General features: G+C 43.9%; 27 protein-coding genes. 9 read left to right on the top strand and 18 right to left on the bottom strand.

Annotated elements, in window-relative coordinates; translation table 11 throughout:
* Positions 1 to 130: 130 nt before the first annotated feature.
* The 3 genes from GJU87_RS06340 to GJU87_RS06350 all read left to right on the top strand — a co-directional run bounded on the left by GJU87_RS06340 (position 131) and on the right by GJU87_RS06350 (position 6,060).
* A complete protein-coding gene (locus tag GJU87_RS06340; RefSeq protein WP_153641366.1) occupies positions 131 to 2,449 on the top strand; it encodes a GH92 family glycosyl hydrolase in 2,319 nt (772 codons plus the stop codon).
* A 10-nt stretch (positions 2,450 to 2,459) separates the two neighbouring features.
* A complete protein-coding gene (locus GJU87_RS06345) occupies positions 2,460 to 4,703 on the top strand; it encodes a GH92 family glycosyl hydrolase (protein WP_153638756.1) in 2,244 nt (747 codons plus the stop codon).
* A gap of 208 nt (positions 4,704 to 4,911) precedes the next feature.
* A complete protein-coding gene (locus GJU87_RS06350) occupies positions 4,912 to 6,060 on the top strand; it encodes a lactonase family protein (protein ID WP_153638757.1) in 1,149 nt (382 codons plus the stop codon).
* 172 nt (positions 6,061 to 6,232) lie between these two features.
* Here GJU87_RS06350 and GJU87_RS06355 read toward each other — a convergent pair whose 3' ends face one another.
* A complete protein-coding gene (locus tag GJU87_RS06355) occupies positions 6,233 to 6,535 on the bottom strand; it encodes an RNA-binding protein (RefSeq protein ID WP_153638758.1) in 303 nt (100 codons plus the stop codon).
* A gap of 312 nt (positions 6,536 to 6,847) precedes the next feature.
* Between GJU87_RS06355 and tal the strand changes: the two genes are divergently transcribed.
* On the top strand, positions 6,848 to 7,804 hold the full coding sequence (tal, locus tag GJU87_RS06360; protein WP_153638759.1) for a transaldolase: 957 nt from the start codon (positions 6,848 to 6,850) through the stop codon (positions 7,802 to 7,804).
* An 888-nt stretch (positions 7,805 to 8,692) separates the two neighbouring features.
* Here the strand turns inward: tal and GJU87_RS06365 are convergent.
* The 3 genes from GJU87_RS06365 to GJU87_RS06375 all read right to left on the bottom strand — a co-directional run bounded on the left by GJU87_RS06365 (position 8,693) and on the right by GJU87_RS06375 (position 10,312).
* Positions 8,693 to 9,121 carry a hypothetical protein gene (locus GJU87_RS06365; protein ID WP_153638760.1) on the bottom strand — a complete coding sequence of 143 codons (429 nt, stop codon included), beginning with the start codon at positions 9,119 to 9,121 and terminating at the stop codon, positions 8,693 to 8,695.
* A 246-nt stretch (positions 9,122 to 9,367) separates the two neighbouring features.
* On the bottom strand, positions 9,368 to 9,562 hold the full coding sequence (locus GJU87_RS06370; RefSeq protein WP_228491879.1) for a CsbD family protein: 195 nt from the start codon (positions 9,560 to 9,562) through the stop codon (positions 9,368 to 9,370).
* Between the two features lie 135 nt (positions 9,563 to 9,697).
* Positions 9,698 to 10,312 carry a class I SAM-dependent methyltransferase gene (locus GJU87_RS06375; protein WP_153638762.1) on the bottom strand — a complete coding sequence of 205 codons (615 nt, stop codon included), beginning with the start codon at positions 10,310 to 10,312 and terminating at the stop codon, positions 9,698 to 9,700.
* A gap of 133 nt (positions 10,313 to 10,445) precedes the next feature.
* On the opposite strand from GJU87_RS06375, the gene fumC reads away from it, so the two are divergent.
* On the top strand, positions 10,446 to 11,843 hold the full coding sequence (fumC, locus tag GJU87_RS06380; RefSeq protein ID WP_153638763.1) for a class II fumarate hydratase: 1,398 nt from the start codon (positions 10,446 to 10,448) through the stop codon (positions 11,841 to 11,843).
* Between the two features lie 243 nt (positions 11,844 to 12,086).
* On the opposite strand, the gene GJU87_RS06385 is transcribed toward fumC, so the two are convergent.
* Positions 12,087 to 12,686, bottom strand: coding sequence for a short chain dehydrogenase (locus tag GJU87_RS06385; protein WP_153638764.1), 600 nt, complete (start codon positions 12,684 to 12,686; stop codon positions 12,087 to 12,089).
* Positions 12,687 to 13,352: 666 nt separating this feature from the next.
* Here GJU87_RS06385 and GJU87_RS06390 point away from each other — a divergent pair.
* Positions 13,353 to 14,279: a hypothetical protein gene (locus GJU87_RS06390; RefSeq protein ID WP_153638765.1), complete on the top strand. Its 927-nt coding sequence runs from the start codon at positions 13,353 to 13,355 to the stop codon at positions 14,277 to 14,279.
* Positions 14,280 to 14,425: 146 nt separating this feature from the next.
* Positions 14,426 to 14,611, top strand: coding sequence for a hypothetical protein (locus GJU87_RS06395; RefSeq protein WP_153638766.1), 186 nt, complete (start codon positions 14,426 to 14,428; stop codon positions 14,609 to 14,611).
* Positions 14,612 to 14,646: 35 nt separating this feature from the next.
* Here GJU87_RS06395 and GJU87_RS06400 read toward each other — a convergent pair whose 3' ends face one another.
* Positions 14,647 to 15,003 carry an arsenate reductase family protein gene (locus tag GJU87_RS06400; RefSeq protein ID WP_153638767.1) on the bottom strand — a complete coding sequence of 119 codons (357 nt, stop codon included), beginning with the start codon at positions 15,001 to 15,003 and terminating at the stop codon, positions 14,647 to 14,649.
* A gap of 209 nt (positions 15,004 to 15,212) precedes the next feature.
* Between GJU87_RS06400 and GJU87_RS06405 the strand changes: the two genes are divergently transcribed.
* Positions 15,213 to 15,704, top strand: a complete 492-nt coding sequence (locus GJU87_RS06405) for a hypothetical protein (protein WP_153638768.1) — start codon at positions 15,213 to 15,215, stop codon at positions 15,702 to 15,704.
* Positions 15,705 to 15,916: 212 nt separating this feature from the next.
* Here the strand turns inward: GJU87_RS06405 and GJU87_RS06410 are convergent, their stop codons facing one another.
* The 12 genes from GJU87_RS06410 to GJU87_RS06465 form a co-directional block, all read right to left on the bottom strand.
* On the bottom strand, positions 15,917 to 16,339 hold the full coding sequence (locus tag GJU87_RS06410; protein WP_153638769.1) for a DsrE family protein: 423 nt from the start codon (positions 16,337 to 16,339) through the stop codon (positions 15,917 to 15,919).
* Positions 16,336 to 16,749 (bottom strand): DoxX family protein, encoded by a 414-nt coding sequence (locus tag GJU87_RS06415; RefSeq protein ID WP_153638770.1) that lies wholly within the window; start codon positions 16,747 to 16,749, stop codon positions 16,336 to 16,338. Before GJU87_RS06415 ends, GJU87_RS06410 begins: the two co-directional genes overlap by 4 nt.
* Before the next feature lie 286 nt (positions 16,750 to 17,035).
* Positions 17,036 to 17,440 (bottom strand): hypothetical protein, encoded by a 405-nt coding sequence (locus GJU87_RS06420; RefSeq protein WP_153638771.1) that lies wholly within the window; start codon positions 17,438 to 17,440, stop codon positions 17,036 to 17,038.
* Positions 17,441 to 17,561: 121 nt separating this feature from the next.
* On the bottom strand, positions 17,562 to 17,711 hold the full coding sequence (locus GJU87_RS06425) for a hypothetical protein (RefSeq protein WP_153638772.1): 150 nt from the start codon (positions 17,709 to 17,711) through the stop codon (positions 17,562 to 17,564).
* A 726-nt stretch (positions 17,712 to 18,437) separates the two neighbouring features.
* Positions 18,438 to 18,878 carry a thioesterase family protein gene (locus GJU87_RS06430; RefSeq protein ID WP_153638773.1) on the bottom strand — a complete coding sequence of 147 codons (441 nt, stop codon included), beginning with the start codon at positions 18,876 to 18,878 and terminating at the stop codon, positions 18,438 to 18,440.
* Between the two features lie 26 nt (positions 18,879 to 18,904).
* Complete coding sequence (gene ygiD / locus GJU87_RS06435) at positions 18,905 to 19,732, bottom strand: 4,5-DOPA dioxygenase extradiol (RefSeq protein WP_153638774.1); 828 nt, start codon at positions 19,730 to 19,732, stop codon at positions 18,905 to 18,907.
* A gap of 31 nt (positions 19,733 to 19,763) precedes the next feature.
* Entirely contained in the window at positions 19,764 to 20,300 is a 537-nt protein-coding gene (locus GJU87_RS06440) for a YceI family protein (RefSeq protein ID WP_153638775.1), read from the bottom strand.
* Positions 20,301 to 20,447: 147 nt separating this feature from the next.
* On the bottom strand, positions 20,448 to 21,275 hold the full coding sequence (locus GJU87_RS06445) for an AraC family transcriptional regulator (protein WP_153638776.1): 828 nt from the start codon (positions 21,273 to 21,275) through the stop codon (positions 20,448 to 20,450).
* Positions 21,276 to 21,475: 200 nt separating this feature from the next.
* The gene (locus GJU87_RS06450; RefSeq protein WP_228491880.1) at positions 21,476 to 21,949 is read right to left on the bottom strand and encodes a DsrE family protein; all 474 of its coding nucleotides are present in this window, start codon (positions 21,947 to 21,949) and stop codon (positions 21,476 to 21,478) included.
* A gap of 188 nt (positions 21,950 to 22,137) precedes the next feature.
* Positions 22,138 to 22,626: a GyrI-like domain-containing protein gene (locus GJU87_RS06455; RefSeq protein ID WP_153638777.1), complete on the bottom strand. Its 489-nt coding sequence runs from the start codon at positions 22,624 to 22,626 to the stop codon at positions 22,138 to 22,140.
* A 25-nt stretch (positions 22,627 to 22,651) separates the two neighbouring features.
* Positions 22,652 to 23,173: a DUF3124 domain-containing protein gene (locus tag GJU87_RS06460; RefSeq protein ID WP_228491881.1), complete on the bottom strand. Its 522-nt coding sequence runs from the start codon at positions 23,171 to 23,173 to the stop codon at positions 22,652 to 22,654.
* Between the two features lie 159 nt (positions 23,174 to 23,332).
* Positions 23,333 to 24,202, bottom strand: a complete 870-nt coding sequence (locus GJU87_RS06465; protein WP_153638778.1) for a protoheme IX farnesyltransferase — start codon at positions 24,200 to 24,202, stop codon at positions 23,333 to 23,335.
* A gap of 519 nt (positions 24,203 to 24,721) precedes the next feature.
* Here GJU87_RS06465 and cyoA point away from each other — a divergent pair.
* Positions 24,722 to 25,732: a ubiquinol oxidase subunit II gene (gene cyoA, locus GJU87_RS06470; protein ID WP_228491882.1), complete on the top strand. Its 1,011-nt coding sequence runs from the start codon at positions 24,722 to 24,724 to the stop codon at positions 25,730 to 25,732.
* Position 25,733 lies beyond the last annotated feature (1 nt).

The raw sequence follows: 25,733 nt of genomic DNA on the forward strand, positions 1-25,733 counted from the left end.
TCTGAAGTATTTACGTATCAGGAGACAGGCGACTTGAAACATAAAGTTTCAGTGGATCGTCGGAAATAATCTGCATACCTAAAACCTCTCTATGATTAATAAACAGTTCATAAAAGACTCTCCTATGTACATGAGAAAAATTCATTTATTTCTATCGATTGGAATTCTGCTTTTTATCGGGCAGGGATTGAGCTTTGCTTCCGTTCCACCAACATCAACAAAAAAATATACGCAGTATGTCAACCCATTTATTGGAACTGGCTCTGTTGATAGCTTAAGCCTATCGGGAAGTAATTTTCCGGGCGCTTGCGCTCCTTTCGGATTGGTACAGCTTAGCCCTGATACACGAGAATATCCCGACGACCCTTGCAGTGGCTACGATTATAACGACAAAACCATTGTAGGTTTTAGCCATACGCATTTGAGTGGAACTGGTTGTCCTGACCTTTATGATTTTTTGTTCATGCCTTACCAGGGTGATATTCAATGGCAATGTGGGAGCGATGACGGAAAAACAAAAGGATTTCGTTCTGCATTTCGGCATGAGACAGAAAAAGCGTATCCCGGTTACTATAGCGTCGTTCTCGATGACTATCATATTAAGGCAGAGCTGACCGCAACAGAGCATTGCGGAATGCACCGCTACACTTTCTCGAATACCGATCCGGTTCACCTGATGATTGACCTTGATCATTCGCTGGTCAGGAACAGTCCGTATCGCTATTGCAAAATCATCGAAGCCCAGGCCCGTGTGGTCGATTCGAAAACCATCGAAGGATACCGTATTATTTCAGGCTGGGCTCCGCTCCGGAAAGTGTATTTCCGGGCCGAATTTTCCCGTCCGTTCCATTCGCACGCTTTTAAAGCCGGAAGGAATATCTTTGAGAATATTCCGGTAGCCAATAATTCCAATTTGAAGTTGGTGTTGAATTTTGATAAGGATAATTCGCAACCGTTATTGGTCAAGGTGGGACTTTCGTCGGTATCAGCCGAAGGTGCACGCGAGAATCTGAAAGCAGAGATAAAAGATTTCAATTTTGACGGCATCGTCGAGCAAACCAACGAAAGCTGGAATAAGGAGCTTTCGTGTGTTGACATAGAGGGAACGCCCAAGCAGAAGCGGATTTTCTACACCGGCTTATATCACTTGTTTATTCAACCCAACAACATTGCCGACGTTTCGGGTAATTACCTGGCAACTGATAACAGTATCCGGCATGCGCCTGATGGAAAGCACTACAGTACGTTCTCATTGTGGGACACCTATCGGGCCGCTCATCCTTTTTACACGCTGGTACAACAGAAGAGAACCGCAGCTTTTATTAATTCTATGCTGCGCCAGTACAAAACGTATGGCTATTTGCCTATCTGGCAATTGTGGGGACAAGAGAATTACTGCATGATTGGTAACCACGCTATTCCGGTTATCGTCGATGCCTTCTTCAAGGGAATTCCGGGAGTTGATTACCAGAAAGCTTATGAAGCTGTGAAGGCATCGTCGACGACTTCGCACCGGAATTCACCATTCAACATTCTGGATAAGTATGGCTATTTCCCGGAAGACTTGCAGACCCAGTCTGTTTCACTAACGCTCGAAATCGCTTACGATGACTGGTGCGTAGCGCAGATGGCAAAGAAACTCGGTCATGAAGACGACTATCAGTTTTTCCTGAATCGCTCCAATGATTATAAAAACCTGTTCGATAAATCGATCGGATTTTTCCGGGCGAAAGACAGCAACGGCAATTGGATTGAACCGTTTAATCCATTGAAATATGGTGGTAATGGCGGTTTTCCATTCACCGAAGGAAATGCCTGGCAGTATTTGTGGTATGTTCCGCAGGATGTGTATTCATTTATCGATATGATGGGGGGCGACAAGATGTTTGTCGACAAGCTCGATACCTTCTTTACGCTCAATGCCAAGCCTGGAGATGTCAACGGTAATGCGTCGGGCTTTATCGGGCAGTATGCCCACGGAAATGAGCCGAGTCACCACATTGTCTACTTATACGACTTTGCTGGCGAACCGTGGAAAGCCCAGTTTTACAGTGCCAAAATTCAGAATGAATTGTATACTGATCAACAGTCGGGCTATTCCGGCAATGAAGATTGTGGTCAGATGTCGGCCTGGTACCTCTTCAGTTCGATGGGCTTTTATCCGGTCAATCCGGCCAACAGCGTATTCTGTTTCGGTTCGCCACAACTGGCAAAAGCCACTATCAACCTGGCTAATGGGAAGCAATTTACGGTGACGACAAAAAATGCAGGAGGTAAGAACATTTATATCCAGTCTGTCCGGTTGAACGGGAAACCGTATACACATTCCTATATTACGTATCAGGATATCATCTCCGGTGGTCAACTCGAATTTGTGATGGGGAAACGGCCGAATAAGAAATTTGGAACAGCACCGAAAGACCGCCCCGTTTCTGTTGTAAGCTATTAAAATGAGCACGATGAAAATATTGAAAGGCTGGCTTATTGGAATTTTTGTTTTAATGGTTGGATGTGTTACTCAGGTTCAGGAACAGGGATCTGCAGTCAAATCACCGGTTGATTATGTCAATCCGTATATGGGAAACATCAGTCATATGCTGGTACCCACATATCCTACCATACACCTGCCCAATAGCTTGTTGCGTGTTTATCCTGAGAGGGCCGATTATACGAGTGTCCGGCTCCACGGTTTGCCGCTCGAAGTAACGAGTCATCGTGGTGCTTCGGCGTTTAATCTGAGCCCTTTTCAGGGAAACCCGAAAGATGTCCAACCGGTTGTTTCCTTTTCATACGATCAGGAGAAGATTACACCTTATTCCTATTCGGTTTATCTCGATGAAGCCCAAATCAATGTTGATTTTGCCATAGCACATCAATCGGCCATGTATACTTTGAAGTTTGAACAGGAGGAAGCGCCTGGAATAATTTTGAATTCGCTCAATGGCGGAATGAAATGGGACGGGAAAGCGATTTCCGGGTGGCAGCTGATTGGAAACGATACGCGCGTCTTTTTGTATCTCATTCCGGATGAAAGGCCGGAAAAGGTTTCGGTGCTGAAGGACGGCAAAATGCTTACTGCTTCCGATGCATCGGGGAAAAATGCTTGTCTGATACTGAACTTCCCGAAAGGAAAACAAGAATTGCAGTTGCACTATGGGATTTCGTTTATCAGTGCTGAACAGGCTGAGAAAAACATGAACCGCGAAGTAGCCGGGAAAACCATCGCTGAACTTCAGTCAAAAGGGCGGAAAGTCTGGAATGATGAGTTGGGAAAGATAGAAATTCAGGGTGGAACGGAAGATGAGCGCACAGTATTCTATACATCGCTGTATCGTTGCTACGAACGTCCCGTTTGTATTTCGGAAGACGGACGTTATTACAGTGCGTTCGATCACCTGGTGCATTCGGATGGTGGACAGCCGTTTTACACCGATGACTGGATTTGGGATTCGTACCGGGCGTTGCATCCGCTTCGGATTTTGGTCAATCCCGAAAGGGAAAACGATATTCTGAATTCATTTGTCTTGATGGCGGAGCAAATGCCGCATATGTGGATGCCGACTTTCCCGGAAATTACAGGTGACAGCCGCCGAATGAATTCCAATCATGGTGTAGCGTCGGTTTTGGACGCTTACCGGAAAGGCCTGCATGGTTTTGATTTGGAAAAGGCTTACGAAGCCTGTAAAAAAGGAATTACGGAAAAAACATTGGCGCCGTGGTCAGGAAAACCGGCCGGTGCATTATCGGCTTTTTATCAGAAACATGGTTACATCCCCGCGCTGAAGCCGGGCGAAAAGGAGACGATTCCGGAAGTAAATTCGTTTGAGCGTCGGCAAGCTGTCGCAGTTACGTTAGGCACGTCGTATGACGAGTGGTGTTTGTCGCAACTGGCCGATACGCTGGGAAAGGAAGCTGATGCTGCCCGTTTTCTGAAAGCTTCGTTCAATTACCGGAATCTGTACAATCCTGAAACGCAGTTTTTCCATCCGAAAGATGCTGAAGGTAATTTTATCGAGCCGTTTGATTACCGCTTTTCAGGTGGTGTAGGTGTTCGCGATTATTATGACGAAAACAACGGCTGGACTTACAGGTGGGATGTTCAGCACAATATTCCGGACCTGATTAACCTGATGGGTGGGAAAAAAGCGTTTGCTCAAAACCTCGATGCCTTGTTTACTACGCCCATGGGGCGGGGGAAGCGCGAATTTTATACCCAGTTACCGGATCAAACCGGAAACGTGGGGCAGTTTACCATGGCCAACGAGCCATCGCTCCATATTCCTTACCTGTATAATTATGCAGCGGAGCCGTGGAAAACACAAAAGCTGGTTCGCGCTCTTTTACACGAATGGTTTCGAAATGACTTGATGGGCGTTCCCGGCGACGAAGATGGCGGTGGTCTATCCTCGTTTGTGGTGTTTTCATCAATGGGATTTTATCCGGTTACGCCGGGAAAACCTGTCTACAGCATCGGAAGTCCACTGTTTACCGATGTGAAAATTCATCTGGCGAACGGAAAAACATTTGAGCTGGAAGCGAAAAATGCTTCCGATGAAAACAAATATATCCAGTCGGCAAAGCTAAATGGAAAACCATTGGACGAACCCGTTCTAAATCATTCGGATTTAATGAACGGCGCCAAACTGGTATTAGTCATGGGCAACCGGGCTAACCGTAATTGGGGTGCTCACCAAAAGCCATAATTATTTTTCAAGCGAAAGCTTGTCCTAATCACCAAAGCTTGATAAAGGACTGTCTTGACAGGGACAGTCCTTTTCTTTTGGATGTCGAGGGAGTAGCCAGTAACCTGCAATTCCTGTTTTTTCAACAGTAAGTAATTTCATCCTTATTCAGACTGAATAGAAGCCGGACAAATTCGCTACCTTTAGACGAATTTTAAATGCTGAATCCATGAAGAAAAATATCTTTCTCCTGTTAATGGCCGGTGTGGCTGTTTTCGCTGGACCCATGAAGGGCGTGGCTCAGGAAAACTCAAAATCAGGTATGATGTTTTATATCGGAACTTACACTGACGGGAGCGATAGTAAAGGAATTTATCGCTGTGAGCTTGACCCGAAAACGGGACAACTGGAGAACTACGCATTGGCCGGAGTTTCAGTTAATCCATCTTTTGTTACGTTAACACCTGATGGTAATTACTTGCTGGCTGTTCAGGAAAAAAATACGGCAGTCGGGAATACCCAGGGTTATATCGAATCTTTTGCGGTAGATCAAACTACCGGTAATCTGGAAGCTATCAATAAAGAACCCAGCGGCGGTGCGGATCCCTGTTTTGTGAGTGTAAATCCGGAAGGTTTTGCATTAACGGCTAACTATTCCAGCGGAAGCGTGGGGCTTTTTCAATTGGATGGAGACGGAACGATAAGCAAGGCGCTGGATGTTAGTCAGCACGAGGGGCATGGTCCCAATGTAAACCGTCAGAAAGGACCGCATGCGCACAGTTCGTATTTCGGGCCCGATGGAAAACGAATCTTCGCTGCCGATTTGGGAACTGACGATGTGTATGTTTACAGCCTCGATGCCGATAACGGAAAACTGGTGCCATATAAAATGCCAAAAATTCCGATGGCTCCGGGGGCGGGGCCACGTCACATTGCTTTTGGTCCCAACGGACAAAATATGTATGTGATTAGTGAAATGGGGTGTACGGTTACCCGCGTGGTTTTGAAACCGGATGGCAGCTTTGCAGTAAAAGAATCGGTTTCCACGTTGCCCAAAGATTACGATGGTGAAAACACTTGCGCCGAAGTGGAAGTTTCGCCGGATGGCAAATACCTTTATGCTTCCAATCGCGGATTGGACAACATCGTTATTTTTTCGATCAATCCGGAAAACGGGAAATTGACGGAAAAAGGAACCGAATCAGTGAGAGGAAAGACACCACGGAATTTTACGTTGTCTCGCGATGGTAAATTCCTGTTGGTTGCCAATCAGAACAGCGATAACATTGTGGCATTCCGCCGTAATCCGGAAACGGGTATGCTTACCTACACCAGCGAGATAAAAGCTCCAAAGCCCGTTTGCCTGTTATTCCGGTAAACGGATAAGCAATAAAACGAACAAAAGGCAGGACACGAAATGTCCCGCCTTTTTGTTTTCTAACCTGTCGTTTTGTTATTAATCAATAAATCTGAATGCGTTCAATGGAAATCCCATAAATCCCGCATTCGGCGCCAATATAAGGAAAATTGTACTGAATCCAAGCAAAACCTCAGTGACGCGGACGGAAATTACCCCTTTGTTCATAACCTCCGGAACGGCGGGGACGGGCTTTTTTCTCGGTAGCCAGATTGACTATCACTTTTCGCCCGTTAATCTCAGAGCCATTCAATGATTGGACGGCCTGTTCACCTTCCTCGTCATTAGGCATTTCAATAAAACCAAAGCCTTTGCTACGACCGGAAAACTTGTCCATAATAATCTTCACGGAGTCAACCGCACCATAAGCTTCAAAAATACTTCGTAATTCATCTTCTGTTACATCGTACTGAAGACTGCCAACATAAATATTCATTTCATGGTAGTTTTAGTTAGACGATGTATAAGTTACGGAGTTTTATGCTTCGTATGCCATATTATTAAAAGTTTATGTATAGAATGCAGGAAGATAGAATCAGACGCGATAAAAATCATGCCCGTTGCCGGATGAATCAACTAGTTTTAAAACGAACTGATTGATGGTGTTTTTGTGGGCATTCCGGGTTGCAGGTGGTTTTGAGATCCTGAATTGCCGGAAGAACGAACTCAATGGAGGCTACATCTGTTGTAGATTACAAATGCCGGAAGGCACAGATGAAAGATTGTCGTATTAAAAAATAGATACCAAATGAATTTACTGGAACAATTAAAAAAAGTAACAACCGTTGTAGCCGATACCGGAGACTTTGAATCGATGAAAGAGTTTAAGCCGCAGGATACGACGACCAATCCGTCGTTGATACTGGCAGCTACCGAAGATTCGAAGTACGATTCACTCATACAGGATGCCGTAAAATATGCAAAAGAGCATGGCGGCAGCAAGGAAGAACAGTTGACCACCTGCATGGATAAGCTGTCGGTAAATTTTGGCCGGGAAATCCTGAAGATTGTCCCCGGTCGTGTTTCCACGGAAGTGGATGCCCGCTTATCCTTTGACACCGCGGCAACAATTGAGAAAGCCCGCACACTGATTCGTTTGTACGATGAGGTGGGTATTAGCAAAGAAAAGGTGCTGATTAAAATTGCATCGACGTGGGAAGGAATTGAAGCGGCCCGCATATTGGAGCAGGAAGGAATTCATTGTAACCTGACCCTGCTGTTCAGTATGCCGCAGGCCATTGCCTGTGCCGATGCCGGTGTAACACTGGTTTCTCCTTTTGTGGGAAGAATTTACGACTGGTACAAAAAGGACCGGGGTGTGGATGATATTCCGGTAGAGGAAGACCCGGGAGTAGAGAGCGTAACCGATATTTTTACGTATTTCAAGAAATTCGGGTATCCGACCGAAATCATGGGAGCCAGTTTTCGCAAAGCGGAACAGATTATCGAGTTGGCGGGTTGTGATTTGCTGACTATTTCGCCTAAGTTGTTGAAGGAACTGGGAAGCAAAGAAGGAACCCTCGAACGGAAACTTCGTCCGGAAGATGCGAAAGATGCCGATATTGAAAAGATAACGCTGGACGAGAAATCTTTCCGCTGGATGTTGAACGAAGATGCCATGGGAACAGAGAAACTGGCCGAAGGTATCCGTAAATTCAGTGCCGATATTGTAAAACTGGAGAAAAAAGTATCTGCTTATTTGTAAATATTTCTTCGGTAACGAGCAACATAACCGGGTGGAAATCTCCATCCGGTTTTTTTGTACCGGTTCCGTTGCGCAATTTCAGGTTACAGCTTCGCTATTTCCTGCTGTTGCTAACGTTGGAAATGTATCTCATGTTAGTGAGACTGAAGACCCTATTATAAATTACCTTCGAAGCTCAATTAAACATTTGTAATTTACAATTCAGCATTTATTAGCAGTCAACTTATTTCGGGTAACGAGAGGTTTTGGGGAATTCAACACTTTCGGCGTTGTTGTTCTTTGGCGGTCCGATCAACCGGTTTCATTGGCGGTGAAGATTGTTTAGTCCCTTTCGGGAGATCGCTGTCGGGTTTTCCGGCCCATGGGAATTTGCTCACGGTTTCCCCGGAAGTTGGATGGCTCATTAACTGTTGATCATGGCTTCCCCGGAGATTGGACGGCTCATTAACTTTTGATCACGGCTTCCCCGGAAGTTGGATGGCTCGTTAACTTTTGATCACGGCTTCCCCGGAAGTTGGATGGCTCATTAACTTTTGATCATGGCTTCCCCGGAGATTGGACGGCTCATTAACTTTTGATCACGGCTTCCCCGGAGATTGGACGGCTCATTAACTTTTGATCACGGCTTCCCCGGAAGTTGGATGGCTCGTTAACTTTTGATCACGGCTTCCCCAGAAGTTGGATGGCTCATTAACTTTTGATCATGGCTTCCCCGGAGATTGGACGGCTCATTAACTTTTGATCACGGCTTCCCCGGAAGTTGGACGGCTCGTTAACTTTTGATCACGGCTTTGACGAGTTGTTTCTGAGACAGCACAAAAAAGCCGAAATGAGCATGGCTGCATTCCGGCTAACTGATCGCTTTTTTAACTATTTGCGTTCTTCGAATTACTTGTCGTTATCGAAAAATTCCTTCACGCTTTGGTTCAGATTATTCATATCCTGGTTAAACTGTGTCTTGAACTCTTCCCATTGCTCCTTGGTTTTATCGTTCAATTGATCTAAATCCGACTGCAGTTTATCGCGTTGTGTTTCCAGTTTCTTCAAAGCGTCCTCTTTATCTTCGGATAGTTTATCTGATTGGTTGTCCATCTTGGCTTTAAGTTGGTCGATCTTCTGATTGGTCTGATCGAGTAATTCCTGGGCTTTGCTTTTCAAGTCAGCTTTCTTCTGTTCCAGGGTTTGATTCATCGATTGTGTAACATCTTTCATCTCCTGTTTCACATCGTTATTATCGGCCTTCTTTGCTTTTTGCTTGCAGGCCGATACCGAGCCAATCATCAGGATCAGCAATGCATAAATGGTAATACGTTTCATGTTTTATTCTCCTGTTTAAAGTTTTGTTTCTGAATGAGCATTCTTCGTTACCGCGATTGTTAATCACCAGTCTTTTTCCCGTAAGGGAATTCCCGGCAACGGTTTAAATGCAATTATTGAGGGGGAATAAAAACCGGAATTTGGTCTTTCTGTTCTGCAGGACAGCATCGGTGGGATTCGTGCTTTCCGGCGTGTAAATATATAAATTTGTTCGGAATACTCCGGTGGGGAACCGGAGAAAATTCCTTACAACTCTTCAATCTCTTTTCTGATTTCGGCTGCTATTTCTTCTTTTGTTTTATTCAATTTCTTCTGCAGGCGACCCAGTAATTCATCTTCTTTGCCTTCCACAAAGCTTAAATCGTCATCGGTTAAATCGCCATACTTCTGTTTCAGTTTTCCTTTTAATTCGTTCCAGTTTCCTTTAATTTTTAAATCCATAATTTTATCCTTTTGTTATTTGTTTCGATCTTCTATTAATTCCGACAAACAACACGGCGAATTGTTCAGTGTTTTGGCGCTTTTCTGTGGCTAACGAATGAAAAACAAAGTAAAACGAAAAGCTATCCTGACTTCCTAGCCAGCCTTTTCAGCAATGAGCGAAAACAGCGGAAACTTTTGTGAAGCACCATCCCGTTTTTTTTCCAGCTCGTAGAAGATTTCGTAATGTACCGGGGTCATTCCGTGTTCCTTCAACAGCCCCGACAGTTTGTCCTTGTCAAAGCCCTTGTGTCCGGTAAATCCACTACCGTGAAAACTGCCGTCTTCTTTTACCAAATCACCAATACACAACTTTCCGCCCGGTTTCAGCAAGCGATGGAATACCTGCAAAATATCATGCAGAGAATCGATATGGTGCATGGTCATCAAGGTATAAATGGCATCGAACGGGCCAATGTCCGGTGATGTTTCCAGTAAATCGACGTTCAGCGGAAAAAAGTGGGAGAGATGTTCTTTCGCTATCTTCTCTTTCAATACGTCAATCATGCCTTCCGAACTATCGACCAGTACAATGGTGTCGAATGTTTCCTTTAACTGGTAACTGAGTAATCCGGTTCCGGCTCCAAATTCCAGGGCACTCATTTCCGGTTTGGGGTGAACCTGTTCGATGATTGTTTTCGCGAAAGCCGCAGCTCTCTCTGTTTTTACCGGGTCGTCGTCCCACGTGCGGGCGCGTTCATCAAATGACATGATTCTATTCTTTTTAAATGTTTTTGACAACTGGTTTATTCAACGATTGCCATTCCGGTTTGTTCAGTAAATACAAGTTCATGTCGTACGAAATTCGCCGGAAGACAAAAGTCCGGTGCAAAATATACAGAAAATGGAAAAGTTCAGAACAGAGACCGATTCAATGGGCGAAATTCAGGTTCCCGCCGAACATTACTGGGGAGCACAAACCCAACGTTCATTTCAAAATTTTCAAATCGGAACCCAGCGTTTTCAATGGCCTTCGCCAATTATCCGTGCACTGGGGATTGTGAAGAAGGCTGCAGCGCAGGCAAATGAGGAACTCGGTGAGCTACCGTCGGATATTGCCGGCAATATTATGGCTGCCGCCGAAGAAGTGATCACCGGCCGGATGGATAGTGAGTTTCCATTGGTGGTCTTTCAAACCGGTTCGGGAACGCAATCGAATATGAATGCTAACGAGGTAATTTCCAATCGTGCTATCGAAATGATGGGCGGCGAAATGGGAAGCAAGAAACCGGTTCATCCCAACGACCATGTCAACCGCAGCCAGTCGTCGAACGACACATTTCCAACGGCCATGCACATTGCGTTGGTTGAAGAGTTGCACAAGCGCCTTTTTACTTCGGTTGAGTTGCTGCGAAAAACACTGGCTGATAAATCGGACCTGTATCAATCGATTGTGAAAACCGGACGCACGCACTTGCAGGATGCCACGCCGTTAACGGTAGGACAGGAGATGAGCGGTTGGGTGGCCCAGCTCGATTTCGCTATGGAAGGCATTCGCGCCTCGCTTCCCGGATTATACGATCTGGCTATCGGAGGAACAGCGGTGGGAACCGGGTTGAATACCCATCCGCAGTTTGCCATGCGGGCCGTGCATTTTATCTCCGAAATTACCGGGCATCCTTTCCGTAATGCGCCCAACAAGTTCTTCGCCCTCTCAGCACACGACGCGCTGGTTCAGACATCGGCAGCCCTGCGCACACTGGCCGGGGCATTGATGAAAATTGCCAACGATGTGCGCTGGCTGTCGTCCGGTCCGCGTTGTGGCATCGGTGAATACAATATTCCGGCAAACGAGCCCGGTTCGTCTATCATGCCCGGCAAGGTGAACCCCACGCAGAGCGAAGCGCTGACCATGGTTTGTGCCCAGGTGTTTGGTAATGATGCCACCGTTGCTTTCGCGGGAAGCCAGGGAAACTTCCAGCTGAACGTGTACAAGCCGGTGATGGCGCACAACGTATTGGAGAGTATCACGCTGCTGGCGGATGCCTGTCGCTCGTTCAACGAGCATTGTGCGGTGGGTATCGAACCCAACCTGCCCCGGATAAACGAGAATATCCAAAAGAACCTGATGCTGGTGACCGCTTTGAACCGGCACATCGGATACGATAAGGCAGCCCGGATTGCCAAGAAAGCCCACGCGGAAGGGAAGACCTTACGGGAAGCAGCGCTGGAATTGAAATACGTGTCGGAAGAGGAGTTCGACCAGTGGGTCATTCCACTGGAGATGACACATCCGCAATAACAGAAGAAACAAAATCGCCTTGCCGGGAAATGGTCTCAGCGAGGCGATTTTATTTTTCGTTCTATTCGACTCCGGGGGAGTCGGATATTGTTAGATAAGGTGAACAAATGATGTGATTCGACCCCGGATGGGGGCGCATGTGATGCGTTTAAACATGAGGCTAACAACATGCTATCCCTCCGGGATGAAAACAAGGAAGAAATTTGCTAATGTCAGGCATATGCCGACCAATTATCATCAGTATTAATACAACCGGATAACTTCTCCCGTAACGTATCCTTCTACACTACGAAGATAACCACTCACGGTCCGTTTCATGGTGACCGGCAGATGGCCGGGGAAAAGGTGTCCCTGTCGTTCTGCGGCATCTTCCACCAAACCGGGAGCGACGACATTGATGCGCAGGCCGCGTTTCAGTTCCCGGGCAGTGGCTATCACAAAGCTGTGGATTCCTCCGTTTACCATGGAAGCACCTACCGAGCCTTTCACCGGGTCTTCGCCCAGAATTCCGGTCGTTAGGGTAAACGAGCCGTTATCTTTAAGGTAGCGCTGTCCGATGCGCACCAGGTTCACTTGTCCCATCAGTTTGTTGCGGATGCTGATGTAAAAGTCTTCTTCCGTCAGGTCCTCGAAATTGCCCCACTTGGTGGCGCCGGCAATGGAGATAACGGCATCCAGGTTGGGAACATCCTGAAACATCTTCTCGATAGAGCCTTCCGAGGCTAAATCCACGTTGACATCTCCGCTTTTCCGCCCAGCTACAACTACTTCGTGCCGTTTCTTCAATTCCGCGGTTACCTTATTGCCAATGGTGCCGTTACCACCGATAATCAATATTTTCATTGTGCTATTTCCTTTTTGAGCCGGGTAATATGTTCCGGCATGTGTTTGCAAAAGGTAAACGGTTGATTCGTTATTTGGTTTGATGGGGCATGGAAAAGAAAAGGAATTGCTCCTCAGATATTACATTCTCTCAGAATAAAATATTCCTGGAATGTATATGACTCCGGGGGAGTCATATATTGTTAGGCAACAAAAGGGCGGCGTTTATTCGACCCCGGCCGGGGTCGTACGGAAAAGAGACAGGGCTTTTATTCTACCAACATGCCATCCCGCCGGGATGGTATTACGGTGCGAGCAAATTCATCTGTTGTAGTAGGGGCATGACTCTGCAATGGTATACTAATATGCTGCATACAGATGAGCTCAAATCTTTCTACTGTTCTCTTTCCATCTTTCTACTGTTCTTTTTTTGTCTTTCTACTTAGAAAGGTGGATCACTTCTAAGTAGAAGTTTTTAAAAAGAACAGTAGAAGTTTCTGAACTTATACGTAGAAGTTTTCAATAGCATAAAAATAACCGTATTTATCGGGAATTTTCGTTTGCAATATCAAGCATTGAAATGCTCCAATTTTTTGTTCTCCCGCCGGGGCTGTTCATAAATAGGTAAGGGGCAAATTCATGTGAAAGCTGAAATTTTGGTATTTTCAGAGGTAGAAAACCTTACTTATGAAACAACACATTTTACTGTTTTTTGATAAAATGATGAGACAAAGAAGAAACATATTAATCTTTGTCTTATTGTTGTCTATCAACCTATCAGCGCAAGTTCGGTATGATACCATTCCCCGAGATGATGAGGCTGTAATTGGTGGATGGTCTGAAAAATTGCCTGTTTTTAAAGATTTTTTGGGCCAGATGTCAACTTATTTTTCAAAAGTCGATTGGGAAGATCTTGATTGTTACGGCAAGAAAGTTTATGTGTCGACGACTTTTGGCAAAGACGGAAAGCTGAAAGACACAAGAGTCCTGAGAGCAGTGAATCCGACTTGTGATTCAATAGCGTTTTATTTTGTTAAAGGACTAAAAGAATGGCTGCCGGGGTTACACAGAGGAAAGTTTGTTGATATTTCTTTTGTTTTTCCTATAAGGTTCGATAGCATGTTTAACGGCAGAAAGTCGGGTTCCTCATTTTTTCTTGATGCAACAGAAGACGAATATGCAAAGAGGAAAGCTTATTTTGACTTTGTTTATTCGAACGAATATGGACAAGAGATTATCGGTGACTTTGAGCTTTTCAAGAATTACTTGGCCGAAGTTTTGAGCGATAGTCAGCACGTGTACATTTTTACTGATTATGAGTTCCCAAGAAAAGAAGGAATCGAGCTACGGTTTAAACCTCCTGAAAATAATGATTTGCATCTATTAGTACGAGCTCCTAAACAGAACCGGGTACTCTATGACTATCGTATACGGAGGGGAAAAGTGCGTATTCCCAGAGAAAAGAAATTATTTCTTCTGTTCTATCAAGAGGGCACTCCTCCATTGCTTCAAACCGGGATAATGTATGCAAAAGACGATACAACCATCAATTTGACACTAGAGCATTATACAAAAGGACGATTATTGGATGAAATAAAGAAAATTCAGCAATGAGACATAACTGCACTTCACAACTAAAGATTACCATCGGTTTTACCATTTTCATGACAATGTATTTCTGATTAATTCTCTATCTTGTCAATACTTATAGTTGTCAGATTAATGAAGATAAACTTGTACCAACGCTAAAAAGAATAACCATGAGCAAAAAAAGTCGAAGCAACAATTCTGCCGGGGGAGCCGTGTATGGACTGGGTTTCATTGGAGCAGCCATCTATTTCATATCCGTTGCCACCAGTTTTTGGATGGGCGTTCTGGGAATCTTGAAAGCCATTGTTTGGCCGGCTTTTCTTGTTTATGAGGCGTTTAAGTTTTTTGCCAAGTAACAGACTATTTCAACGTCATTTAAAAAGCCTGCTAATTATCGTCCCAATGCCTCTTTAATCGCTTCCACTGTCTTCTTTGCATTTCCGACAAACAGTTGTCCGTCGATTTCGAAGACGGGGCGTTTCAGGAAGGTGTAATCCATCAGCAGCAATTTTTTGTAATCATCATCGCTGGTCACCGGATGTTCAGTCAGGGCATCTTTTAGTTTGCGGGCTCGTTTATTAATCAAATCCTCGTAGCTTCCGGTTTGCTGGTAGAAATGCTCTACCTGTTCTTCGGTAACTGGATGGAATTTAATATCCTGCTGTTCAAAGCTGTCGTCAACACCCACTTCTTTCATGATTCGTTTGCTGGTATCGCAGGTTGAGAGATAATATACTTTTCGTTGCATAACTATTCTGGTTTTGGGCGGGAAGATAGGGAAAGTGAAAATAAAACAAAAACCAGGCAACCTTTTCGGAACACCGCGCATCTTATCGATGTTGTATATTTAATTTAACTGGCTAAATAAGTTTCAGAACAATTTTGAGAGTAACTGTTTTTCGGTGACGACCTGGAAATCGATTGTAATCATATACCTAACAGCTAAATAATTCAGATATGAAAAGGTTCGCTTTTATTTTTACCGTTTTATTTGTGCTTATTATTTCTTTTGGATGTTCGAAAGACCTGGAATTGAATTCAACCCAAAAAAAGCTAGTTGGGACCTGGTACAAGGAAAAAGCAAGTGCCCGCCCCAATGAACTAACCCGGGTGCAATATGATATTCGTGAGGATAGTAGTTTCGAAATACTAAGAATCGAGAAGGATGTCAATACGGGAGAAGTTTTAGGGTACAAATTCAGACGTAAAGGAGTTTATGAGGTGGATGGTGATAAACTTACATTTTCTCACTTTGCCACTTATGACAACGTGGATAGCATAGCTCCATATTCCTCCATAGAGGATTTGCGACTGGTCGAGGGCGACAGCATCGAATACCACGTTACTTGTACGTTTGAAGAGCAGGATAACAAGTTGATTTTTACCTATCCGCCTTGTGGGCCATTGGCCAATTGCATCACTTCTGATACGTTAACGCGGGCGAGGTAGATTTATCGGGAAGCAGTTTGTTTTTCACCTTACTCTATCCGGTGGAGATGGCAAAATAGCAATTCACCGGTCTTTTCATCCCGCAGATGCATTCCGTTTCCTCGCAATAAGCGTAGAAAACGGAAATAGTGCAAACTCATTGAAATGAGTGGAAATGCGCAGCAGGTTTATTAGAATGGCCTGCTGCGCACTTTTTATATAAACTGTGGTGTTTACAGTTCGATACTCATGTATCCTTCTTTCTGTAATTGAAAGTCATAAAGGAGACCATTTTTGGTCACATGAATTTGTTTGGGCATGTCTTTGGGAGCGATCTTAAATTTCTTCAAAGACAATCCGCAAACATATAATTCAACATGATTTTTCTCCGCCATTTCCAGGTATGGAGCCATCTTATCCATTTGCGTGACATTCGTAATTGTTTTACCGCAAATGATAACCTTGAACTTACCGAATTGACTTCCGTCTTCAGCTGCCAAATCCTCCGCTGCCAGGATGATTGGCTTCAATTGTTTTATGTTCCTGGTGAGAACGATGTAGTTTTTAACGTTTGAATTTACGGGGACCTGGGCCACACTTTTACCTGCCGTCAGGAACGTGAAAATAGCGACTAATATGACAATGTATTTTTTCATGCTTTTTTGTTTTTTAAGATGTTAAAATTGTTATTCAAAGCGAAGAACATCAATCCTCCAAATATGGCGATGTTCTTAAACAACGGTCCAATGGTTGACATTTGTCCGACCTGAATGGTAATGGTTATCGGGATGAGTATTAAAGCCAAAACGATGGCTGCATATTTGGTATTAAATCCAATCAATAACGCAATGCCAGCAACAAACATAGCAATCCCTGAGGCAATTACTGAAATTTCAGGTTTACCTAACAGATAGCCCAGTTCACCGAACCTGGCATGATTGATTCTGTCAACTACTTTTTCAACCTTGAATGTGTGCATGATACTTGCTACAATAAAGATCATGCTTAACAATATTCGGAGTACCGTAACGGCGTTCTTATTTATTTCGATTGTTTTTGTTTCCATTTTGCTTTCAATTTGTTATCGAAACACATCGTGGTGCAGTGACGGTATCAGCTGATTTTAACTAATATCGCTCAAAGGAAAAGGGAGTTGAATTCCTTCTCTTGCATTTCGATAAGTGATGCAACTTCGCACATATCATTATTCTCCCAATACCAGAATTGGAGGCGATTCTACGCTCATCTGTATGAGACGTACGAAAAGCCTTGCCTCAATGATATGGCACAATGACTTTTACTTACGATTTAACAAGGTGTTTATATAATAGATTTAACTGATCCTGGTAAAATCAGATTATGTACTTCAATCTTTTATACAAAATGTAGAGAGGAATATTTTGATGACTCGAATTTTGCTCAGCTAGCGACTGGAAAAAAGCGGAAGAACCAATACGGGCATTTGAGAACTGATCTGCAAGTGGTGCAAACGATTTGAACGAAAGTTGATGTCCTGCATTCTCTGCATTTACGGTTTCCGCCTGATTTAATATTGTGCAACAATCGCCTGATTGTTCTATCGTCCTCTTGGGCGGATTAAGTGTTTTGGTCGGTTTTACACCTAATTCGTGTTGTAAGAAATTTCGAACGGAACAGGGAGCAATGATCAGCAGCAATCCCAATAACTGTGCAGTCCACAGATTTCTGTTTTCTTTTTTATGTTTGAAAATCCCTTCCATCACAAAAACTCCTGCCAACAGAACTTACGTTCTGATCGATTGTCGTCAAAGTTAATCGAATTTTCTTATGAAGGAAATTGCATACTATTGGCTTAAATAGGTCGCGCGTGAATGTTCGGAAAATATCCTGGTTCTCAATTTATTTCAAGCGTTTTTTGTATTCCACTATTGTCAGCACATCTTTGAGTTGTTCTTTCCCGGTGACGTTGATGACCAGGGGAATTAGTTTTCCTGTTAGTTCTCTTTGGTCGAACTCGCTTTTAATCGTATTGTCGATGTCTAGTTCCATCACGTCGGGTTTTGTTTTCTCGGCGAAATAAAAAGCTGATTTAGGAGAGGTCATATGAAAGAACAGGATTAACAGGAAGAATTTCCGGCTATTTCAGGTTTTAGAAATAATCACAAGTCTGTTTTAGGTTTTGTTATTAAAAGCGACGAACCGGGCAGGAATATAAAAAGAAGTATATGGGGATTCCAGTAAATACGAATTTATCGTCTGCCGGAACCTCCAATAAGCTATAAATCTGTCAAGCTATTTTAGGAGAGGTCAAGGTCAATTCGTGGAACATTTTTACCAAGTTGTCTTTTGGGTATTAATAAATAGTTGTGTTGTCTGTGGCGGATGAACCATATCTTTTCCAATTTTATTTGGAGAGAACCACCGTGGTTTCATACCAGTATTTAAAGCTGCAACCCGATCATCCTGGCAAAAGGTTACAACTACCGGTGGCAGATCCTTATGACCATCTTCCAAAGAATAAGGTAACCATCAGGGAAAAACCCTTATAAGGATTTGTATCGGATCCTTATAACCTTTTTCGGAAAAAGGTTCGTACCATTTGTTGTCGATCCTTATAAGGATCTTCGTCTGGTCCTTATAAGGGTTTGGAGAGGGAAGTTGTAAGCAGCCTGACGGCCAATGCCAACAATGTGAGCATCCCGGAATATGACTGGAACGGGAATATTATCGAACTGAACCGGCACATTGGTTTTGATTGAGTGGGTTTGTATTGCCTCACTCCGGTTTTTTCCCAATCTTTTTGTTCTCCAGCTGTTCGATGGTTTCCCGGAGTTCGGCAGTGATCGGACTCTTGGTATTTTGATTGAAATCGAACATCACCATCACGTCCTGTGCTTCAGCGGCTACTTCTCCTTTGGCGTTCATTATCTGGTGGTAAATGCCGAAGCTTGTTTTCTTAATGAAATTGATTTTCGATCTGATGGTGATGTCGCCCGGATAAAATAGCGGCTGTATGAAATCGCATTTGCAGGAAGCGACGATAGGACCCTTCTTTTCAGTGCTGTACGATTCCACCAGACCAATGTGCTCCATGTAATTGACGCGTGCCGCTTGAATGTAACGGAAATACGAAATGTTATTCACGTGACCGAAGTAATCAAGGTCACTCCAGTCAATCTTCAGCGGTAGTTGTAAGGGAAATTCGGTATCCATCATCTGGTTGTACTTGAATGTTTTTGTTATCAGACTTTGTCAATCTTTACGGAAGTCATAGACAAAGAGCCGGCCATTGTTTGATCGTTGAATAATGTTATCTGCTCGTTCTTTTCTTTCAAAGCCAATGCGTACAGCAACGGCAGGTAATGTTCGGGGGTGGGAATCGCGAGTTGAAAAGCACTTCCTTGTGCCTGAATATTGATTAACTGTTGATGATTGTCGTCCAGAATGTATCGTTTCATTTTCTCATTGGCTTCGATAGCCCAATCGTAGCCGTAGTTCTCATTGAACTTATCCCAGGCTACCCGGCGAAGGTTGTGTACCATGTTTCCACTTCCGATAATCAGCACGCCCTTGCGGCGAAGTGGTGCAAGTTCCCTGGCTAGGTCGTAATGGGCTTTAGGTGACTGGAAATAGTCGAGACTCATCTCCACGACCGGAACATCCGCTTCTGGATATAGGTGTTTTATCACACTCCATGCTCCATGATCGAGGCCCCATTTATCGTCCAGTCCAACTTTCGTTTGGTGAATTAGCTGTTGTGTCTCTTTCGCTAGTTCAGTACTTCCAGGAGCCGGATATTGCACATCGAACAAAGTCTTCGGAAAACCGCCAAAGTCGTGAATGGTCATGGGTTTTTCCATCGCCGTCACAAGAGTTCCCCGGGTTTCCCAGTGAGCAGAAATGCAAAGGATAGCGGATGGTTTCGGAATCGTTTTTCCAATATTCCGCCAACTTTCAACAAACTCATTTTCCTCAATGGCATTCATGGGATTGCCATGACCCACAAACAGCACAGGCATGAGCGCTGTGCTGTTGTGTGTTATCATGGGATCTAATACGTCGAGCTTCATTGCTCCTCCTTTTCGTTAACTCATCAAAATTTTAGGCTTCTTTTTTTATAAATTGCACTTCTGCACTGATTCGTACTTCATCACTAACTAAAACACCTCCGGTTTCGAGTAATGAATTCCAGTTTAATCCCCAGTCTTTCCGGTTGATTTTTCCTTTAAGAGAGAAACCGGCTCTTTGGTTACCCCAGGGGTCTTTGTTGTTGATTCCACCAAATTCTACGTCCAATGTTACTTCTTTCGAAACGCCTTTGATGGTCAGCATACCGGTCAGCTTGTAGTCTTCATCATCAACTTGTTCAAACGAAGTACTTTCGAATACTAACTCTTTATAGTTTTCCACATCAAAGAAATCAGCGCTCTTTAAGTGATTGTCCCTATCATTCTCGTTTGTAAAGATGGAGGCTGCATCAACGGTTACATGAACCGACGATTTGGCAAAATCTTCGCCATCAATCACAGCGTCAAATTTCTGAAATTCGCCTTTTACATTGGCGATCATCATATGTTTTACTTTAAACATCAATTCACTATGTGCGGGATCGATTACCCATTTTGTTCCAGTTGCCATTTTTCGTTTTTTTTTAATCGTGATACATTGTTTTTATCTACGATTCAAAATTACTTCGACAAAGGGGGTAGCGGGTTACAGTATTCGGAAATAGTGTTGTCCTATTCGGAAAAGGATGCTGTAAGTGTGTTTTCGCGGCGGAAAATCTCAGATTTGGTGTTGCATTTCGTCACGAAACTCACTGGGCGTTTGTCCTGATTTTTTTTTGAATACCCGGGTAAAATAAGATTTTTCCTGGTACCCCAGTTCGAAGCCTATCTCGGCAATGGTTTTGTCTGTCGTAATCAAAAGGTTTTTGGCTTCGATGAGTTTTCGCGTTTCGATGATTTCAGAAACACTTTGATTGAGAATATTCTGACAAATCAGGTTCAGGTTTCGTGAGGACATGAACAGTTTTTCTGCATAGAATTCCACGCCTTCCGGGCGACGAAAATTCTCTTCCAGTATTTTCAGGAAGTTTTTAAAGGTGACATTTTGGGTTTTTTGAATGGTCTCACCGGTTGGGCACAATTTCTTTCGTTCCGATTCAATCATGATAAACAACGCACTGAGCAAATGTTGAATGACGGCATAAGCCGGCTCAGGTTGTTGGGTCTCATTATATATCATTTCACACAAATCGGGCATGCGGAAGAAACAACCATTCAATTCCATCTTCACGTTGGCATGGCCATGATAGTAGGAGTAGAGCTGAAAGGTCGTCTCCGGAATGAATTCGCTTTTAAAGCGGATAACCCATATTTTGCATTGGCCGTTCTTTAACTTGGGAACCACCCGGTGTACTTTTCCCTTGGTGACAAAGCTGATGAACGGAGCATTGATTTCCACGGACTCGTAGTCGATGAAGTGGTCCAGTGCCCCCTCCATTCCCACCAGCAACTCTTCGTAATCATGCTGATGAGGCTCATTGTCCGATGTCGCTATTTCCCTGACTCCTTCTTCGGTGAGTTGGTATATATCGAAGATTTGCTCCATGGGTACCAAAGATAAACAATCGAACGGATTGAATGATTACCTGTAGATTGTTTTGTTGTCCGGTTGGTGGAATGATTTGGTATGCTTTTGTTCTGTTGGTAGGAAATATTGGAATTGGAAGAGGCAGGTTGGGTGACAAAAATCCCCGGTGCCTGCTTATGCTGCTGCTCACCGGGGGTATTTTGATATCGTTTATTCTTTTAATAGTCCAGCGTAACTATTCTCCCTTTGGTGAAATTGAAGAACTTATCTTTTTGTGCAACCTGAACGCCTTCCATTAAATCGTCGGGTGTATAACCGGCAATTTTCAGGCAGGTAGGGCAGGCCATCACCGGGACACCTTTTTCGACCAACTGTTTTACGTAGGTTTGAAAGGATTCGAAATCGGCATAGGTCAAATCTTTCGCATCTTTCACCAGGAGTTCAACAGCGTGAATATCCATATAAACTACTACGTCTTTGTCCATGGCCATCATGACGGCCATTTTCAGCGGCATCAATACCCGGTGCGGGTAAGCGTAGCCTTGGGTGATATGAATGAATACACCATCGCGCGGTGCTTCAGTCTGCGCCATCATCGGCTTTTGTGCGTCAGTCTCGTTTGCCTGCTTCGGTTTTTGATTGCAGGAAGCAAGTAATAATCCGATCAATAAAAGGAATCCAAACTTTTTCATAGTTTACGTTTTTGGGTTGACAGAATAGTTGCCTTACGGCGTTATTAGCTGTTTGAACAATTAAAAAATGGTTGGCTACGGTGTTCGGTTTAGCAATTCAAAATACGGAAAAGCAACGAAACGGCGATGATGTAGAAACAGGTTATTGAGCAGGGAGAACTAATCAGGTTAGGATGGAACGGTTGGTTTTATTCAGACTTCTCCTTCACAGGAATCCAAATCTCTTCTTCAGAGTAGGGCGAATCGTTTTTGTATTTCTCTCCTAATATTTCGAAATGGGGCCGGTCATCTAGCTGGTAATCCGATTGCGGAAGCCATTCACCCAGGATGTGCTGAAAGAAAGGGGCTGCATCGCTGGCCTTGCCGTGGTAAATGAATACAACGTATAATCCTTCCGGGAGGACATAGGTTTCCATTCCTTCGGGAACCGAATTAAATTCGTTGACCTCGACTGCAGCCCATTTTTCGAATGGCGTTGTTGGATTGAAATTCCTGAAAAATCCGGCTGGATAAACCTGCATCGAAATAAGGTCCTGGTTGACGTTATTTGTAATTTCTCTCCGCCGAGGCATGAAGCTCTTCCAAAGCTCTCCGGTTTGATTTTCTGCAAACGACATGGTCATGCGTTTTCCTACCAGTTTTTTGACCGGTATTTCTTTAATTCGATATTCTCTCATACTGCCGAGTGCTTGGACTGATTGCTTATTTTGAAATTTTAATGCCTTTGGTAATAAATGAAAGTCCTTGCTGGCCCGTAGTCGAAATCATTACTGCTTCGAAAAGGGGCTCAATATCGTTGTTTTCAATGGCCCAATCAAAGATGAAATTGGCGCCGGTTCCGCCTTCTTTATCACCTTCATCAATGACAATATCGATGGTCTCCAGCGGGGCCAGATAAATGGGCTTATCGAAATAACTCCGGATCTGATGGCCTGCAGAGTTAAAATACCGGGCATTTAGGATGTATATAGTATCCTGCGGATTCATGTTCCGGATACTGACCGTTACGGTCAGCGGGTAGGTTTTGTTTTCATTTGATTGATAGACCTCGGAGTAGACGGGTAAATAGGTCGTTCCATGATGCAATGAGTCTTCTTTGGGAAGATTAATGGTCCTTGCCTCCCAATTAACAGGGTTGGTGGAACTTATTTTCTTATTCTGTCCACATGAAAATAGTGCAACCAACGATATGGCGATGATTAGGTATTTCATACGTTCACGCATATGATTCGGTGTTTGGTGTAAGATTTTATCTCATATGGAAAAATACGTATTTCTATACGCAAACCAATGTGCCACTCAATTAAAAGTGCATTTTCCTGTCGTATTACCTGTCAGTTGTTTTATGTCCTGAAAAAGCTCTGGCGATTACTTCAAAAGTCTTTACATCAACGGGTCCACAATCATGGCAATGATGAGTACCAGCACAAAGTAGTTGATGCTCATGAAGTACCGGAACGGGTTGAAATCGAAATAGGCTTTGCGCAGCAGTCGCGAGAACAAGGCAATCAGCCATGCTGCTGCAGCGAATACCATGATTTTAAAGAACGTGGTAATCACCAGTCCCGAAAGGACAATCAATGCACCGATAATGGCTGTAGAGACGGTCCAGATGAAGATGGCGCGTTTGATTTGCACCGGTGTCATCACGGAAGTGATAGACGGAAAGCCGGCCACTTCGTATTCTTTACCATATTTCAGCATGAGCAGCCAAAAGTGGGGCACCTGCGAAATGAAGAAGAAAACGGTGAGGACTACCAACCGGATGTCGAGCAGAGCACCGCCGCCGGCTACCCAACCTACTGCGGGCGGAATGGCACCAATCACGCTGCCGGGAATTACCGCAAAAGCGGTTACGCGTTTCAGTGGCGTGTAAATGCCGTTGTACCAGATGAAGGCCATGAAACCAAGTATGGCGGCTTCCTGGTTACTGCCTAAATAAATAATCCATGTTCCGGCCAATATCTCGATGGCTGAAATCAGCAAAACATTTCGTTCGGAAATTCGTCCCGATGGCAGCGGGCGATTTTTTGTACGCTCCATCAGTGCGTCTTTGTCGCGGTCCTGGTAATGGTTCAGGGCTGCCGAGCCGCACGCCAGAATGAAGATTCCCACCATGGGTAAAATCACATTCGAGTCGATGTGCTTGTTCGCGAGGACATAACCTGCCAGCGTCGTCAGTGTGACCACAAAAGTGATCCGTGTCTTGTTCAGTTCAGTCAGTATGCTAATGAAGTCTTTCAGCTTTTTCATGTGAATACAAATGTCTCAATAAAACCAATTGTTACTCAAAAAGTTCTTCAAGGTAAATTGCTCTTAAAACTTTTTATTCGGCAAATCTGCCAAATCTTTTGCTTTTATCTTGCATTATTTAGTCAAAATAAAAATAAATTTGCGACTGTTTTGTAAAATATGGAAGGTTATTTAACTTTTCATATTTAAAATTGTTAAATGACTGTAATCATGTTGTACACGAACGGATAAAAGTGGCGGTAAGTAGTTTAACGAGAGCATGATAAAATCATTTAATAAAAGTTCATATATTTTAACAATTGATTGATAGGTGTTTGAGTGGATGGTCGGGAATAACCATAATTGAAAATGGGTGAGTTACGTTTCCGGCTGAAGAAAAATGTCAGTTTTTATTGGTTTGGGTGCTAAGTGGCTTGATTCATTTTGTTTTTGCCCACCGAAAATTGAAGAAAATGTCTGTTGATACATGGTAGTCCTATGAAATTGATTAAATCTTTTATAAATGTTGCGAGGAACTCAATGATGAAAAAAAATCGTTACAAATCTTTAATGGGAGTGGTATTGTTACTGGGCACTGTTCTTTTGAGCAGTTGTAGCAATATGGTTGTGCTCGATTCAAAGGGACCAATCGGTAGCGAGGAAGCTTTCCTGATCAAGATCGCGTTTATTTTAATGTTGATCGTGGTTCTTCCCGTTTTTGTTATGGTCATTTGGTTTTCGGTGCGGTACCGCGCTTCTAACAAAAAGGCAACTTACAAACCTAACTGGGCCCACTCACACAAGATTGAGCTGGTGGTATGGTTGGTGCCGATTGCCATTGTGGCGGCCCTTTCGTATCTGACCTGGGTCAAAACACACGAACTGGACCCGTACAAACCGATTGTGTCGGATGTGAAGCCGGTTCGTGTTGAAGTCATTTCGACTGACTGGAACTGGTTGTTTATTTACCCCGACTACAACATTGCGGTGGTTAACCATCTCGTCTTCCCGGCCAATACGCCTGTGAATTTCCGTCTGACATCGGCTTCGGTAATGACTTCGTTCTTTATTCCGCAGCTGGGAAGTCAGATTTATGTGATGGCCGGCATGCGGACTAAATTGCACCTGCAGGCCGATCACGAAGGAACTTACCTGGGGCAGAACATCGAGTATAGTGGTACCGGTTATGCTACCATGCACTTCGATGCAGTGGCTACTTCGAAGGAAGAATTCGAAGATTGGGTGGAAAAAGCCAAACAATCGCCTGACGTATTGAATATGGCTACCTACGAGAAATTCGCCCAACCCAATACCGACTATCCGGTAACGACTTATTCATCGGTTGCACCCAAGCTGTTCGACCATGTGATGATGCAGTTCATGGGATGGATGGGTGGTACCGACCACGCAATGAAAATGACCGACGATATGGATGATACACACCATATGCACGGAATGCAGGATTCTACTAAAATGCAGGAAGAGCACGGTCCAATGATTATGCAGTCCGATTCGGGACACGTACATACTAAAACAATGGAGGACAAATAAT

Origin of the sequence: Prolixibacter sp. NT017, assembly GCF_009617875.1 — a bacterium.
Taxonomy (GTDB): Bacteria; Bacteroidota; Bacteroidia; order Bacteroidales; family Prolixibacteraceae; genus Prolixibacter.

Bases quoted from the DNA above. Each gene is read 5' to 3' on its own strand.
- GJU87_RS06395 (WP_153638766.1), top strand. From the start codon at position 14,426: ATGAGCAAAAAAAGTCGAAGCAACAATTCTGCCGGGGGAGCCGTGTAT.
- GJU87_RS06445 (WP_153638776.1), bottom strand. From the start codon at position 21,275: ATGGAGCAAATCTTCGATATATACCAACTCACCGAAGAAGGAGTCAGG.
- GJU87_RS06355 (WP_153638758.1), bottom strand. From the start codon at position 6,535: ATGAATATTTATGTTGGCAGTCTTCAGTACGATGTAACAGAAGATGAA.
- GJU87_RS06390 (WP_153638765.1), top strand. From the start codon at position 13,353: ATGAAACAACACATTTTACTGTTTTTTGATAAAATGATGAGACAAAGA.
- GJU87_RS06375 (WP_153638762.1), bottom strand. From the start codon at position 10,312: ATGTCATTTGATGAACGCGCCCGCACGTGGGACGACGACCCGGTAAAA.
- GJU87_RS06425 (WP_153638772.1), bottom strand. From the start codon at position 17,711: ATGGAACTAGACATCGACAATACGATTAAAAGCGAGTTCGACCAAAGA.
- GJU87_RS06415 (WP_153638770.1), bottom strand. From the start codon at position 16,749: ATGGAAACAAAAACAATCGAAATAAATAAGAACGCCGTTACGGTACTC.
- GJU87_RS06430 (WP_153638773.1), bottom strand. From the start codon at position 18,878: ATGATGGATACCGAATTTCCCTTACAACTACCGCTGAAGATTGACTGG.
- tal (WP_153638759.1), top strand. From the start codon at position 6,848: ATGAATTTACTGGAACAATTAAAAAAAGTAACAACCGTTGTAGCCGAT.
- GJU87_RS06350 (WP_153638757.1), top strand. From the start codon at position 4,912: ATGAAGAAAAATATCTTTCTCCTGTTAATGGCCGGTGTGGCTGTTTTC.
- GJU87_RS06465 (WP_153638778.1), bottom strand. From the start codon at position 24,202: ATGAAAAAGCTGAAAGACTTCATTAGCATACTGACTGAACTGAACAAG.
- GJU87_RS06455 (WP_153638777.1), bottom strand. From the start codon at position 22,626: ATGAGAGAATATCGAATTAAAGAAATACCGGTCAAAAAACTGGTAGGA.
- GJU87_RS06460 (WP_228491881.1), bottom strand. From the start codon at position 23,173: ATGCGTGAACGTATGAAATACCTAATCATCGCCATATCGTTGGTTGCA.
- GJU87_RS06370 (WP_228491879.1), bottom strand. From the start codon at position 9,562: ATGGATTTAAAAATTAAAGGAAACTGGAACGAATTAAAAGGAAAACTG.
- GJU87_RS06410 (WP_153638769.1), bottom strand. From the start codon at position 16,339: ATGAAAAAATACATTGTCATATTAGTCGCTATTTTCACGTTCCTGACG.
- GJU87_RS06340 (WP_153641366.1), top strand. From the start codon at position 131: ATGAGAAAAATTCATTTATTTCTATCGATTGGAATTCTGCTTTTTATC.
- GJU87_RS06365 (WP_153638760.1), bottom strand. From the start codon at position 9,121: ATGAAACGTATTACCATTTATGCATTGCTGATCCTGATGATTGGCTCG.
- cyoA (WP_228491882.1), top strand. From the start codon at position 24,722: ATGATGAAAAAAAATCGTTACAAATCTTTAATGGGAGTGGTATTGTTA.
- GJU87_RS06385 (WP_153638764.1), bottom strand. From the start codon at position 12,686: ATGAAAATATTGATTATCGGTGGTAACGGCACCATTGGCAATAAGGTA.
- fumC (WP_153638763.1), top strand. From the start codon at position 10,446: ATGGAAAAGTTCAGAACAGAGACCGATTCAATGGGCGAAATTCAGGTT.
- GJU87_RS06440 (WP_153638775.1), bottom strand. From the start codon at position 20,300: ATGGCAACTGGAACAAAATGGGTAATCGATCCCGCACATAGTGAATTG.
- GJU87_RS06405 (WP_153638768.1), top strand. From the start codon at position 15,213: ATGAAAAGGTTCGCTTTTATTTTTACCGTTTTATTTGTGCTTATTATT.
- GJU87_RS06400 (WP_153638767.1), bottom strand. From the start codon at position 15,003: ATGCAACGAAAAGTATATTATCTCTCAACCTGCGATACCAGCAAACGA.
- ygiD (WP_153638774.1), bottom strand. From the start codon at position 19,732: ATGAAGCTCGACGTATTAGATCCCATGATAACACACAACAGCACAGCG.
- GJU87_RS06345 (WP_153638756.1), top strand. From the start codon at position 2,460: ATGAAAATATTGAAAGGCTGGCTTATTGGAATTTTTGTTTTAATGGTT.
- GJU87_RS06450 (WP_228491880.1), bottom strand. From the start codon at position 21,949: ATGAAAAAGTTTGGATTCCTTTTATTGATCGGATTATTACTTGCTTCC.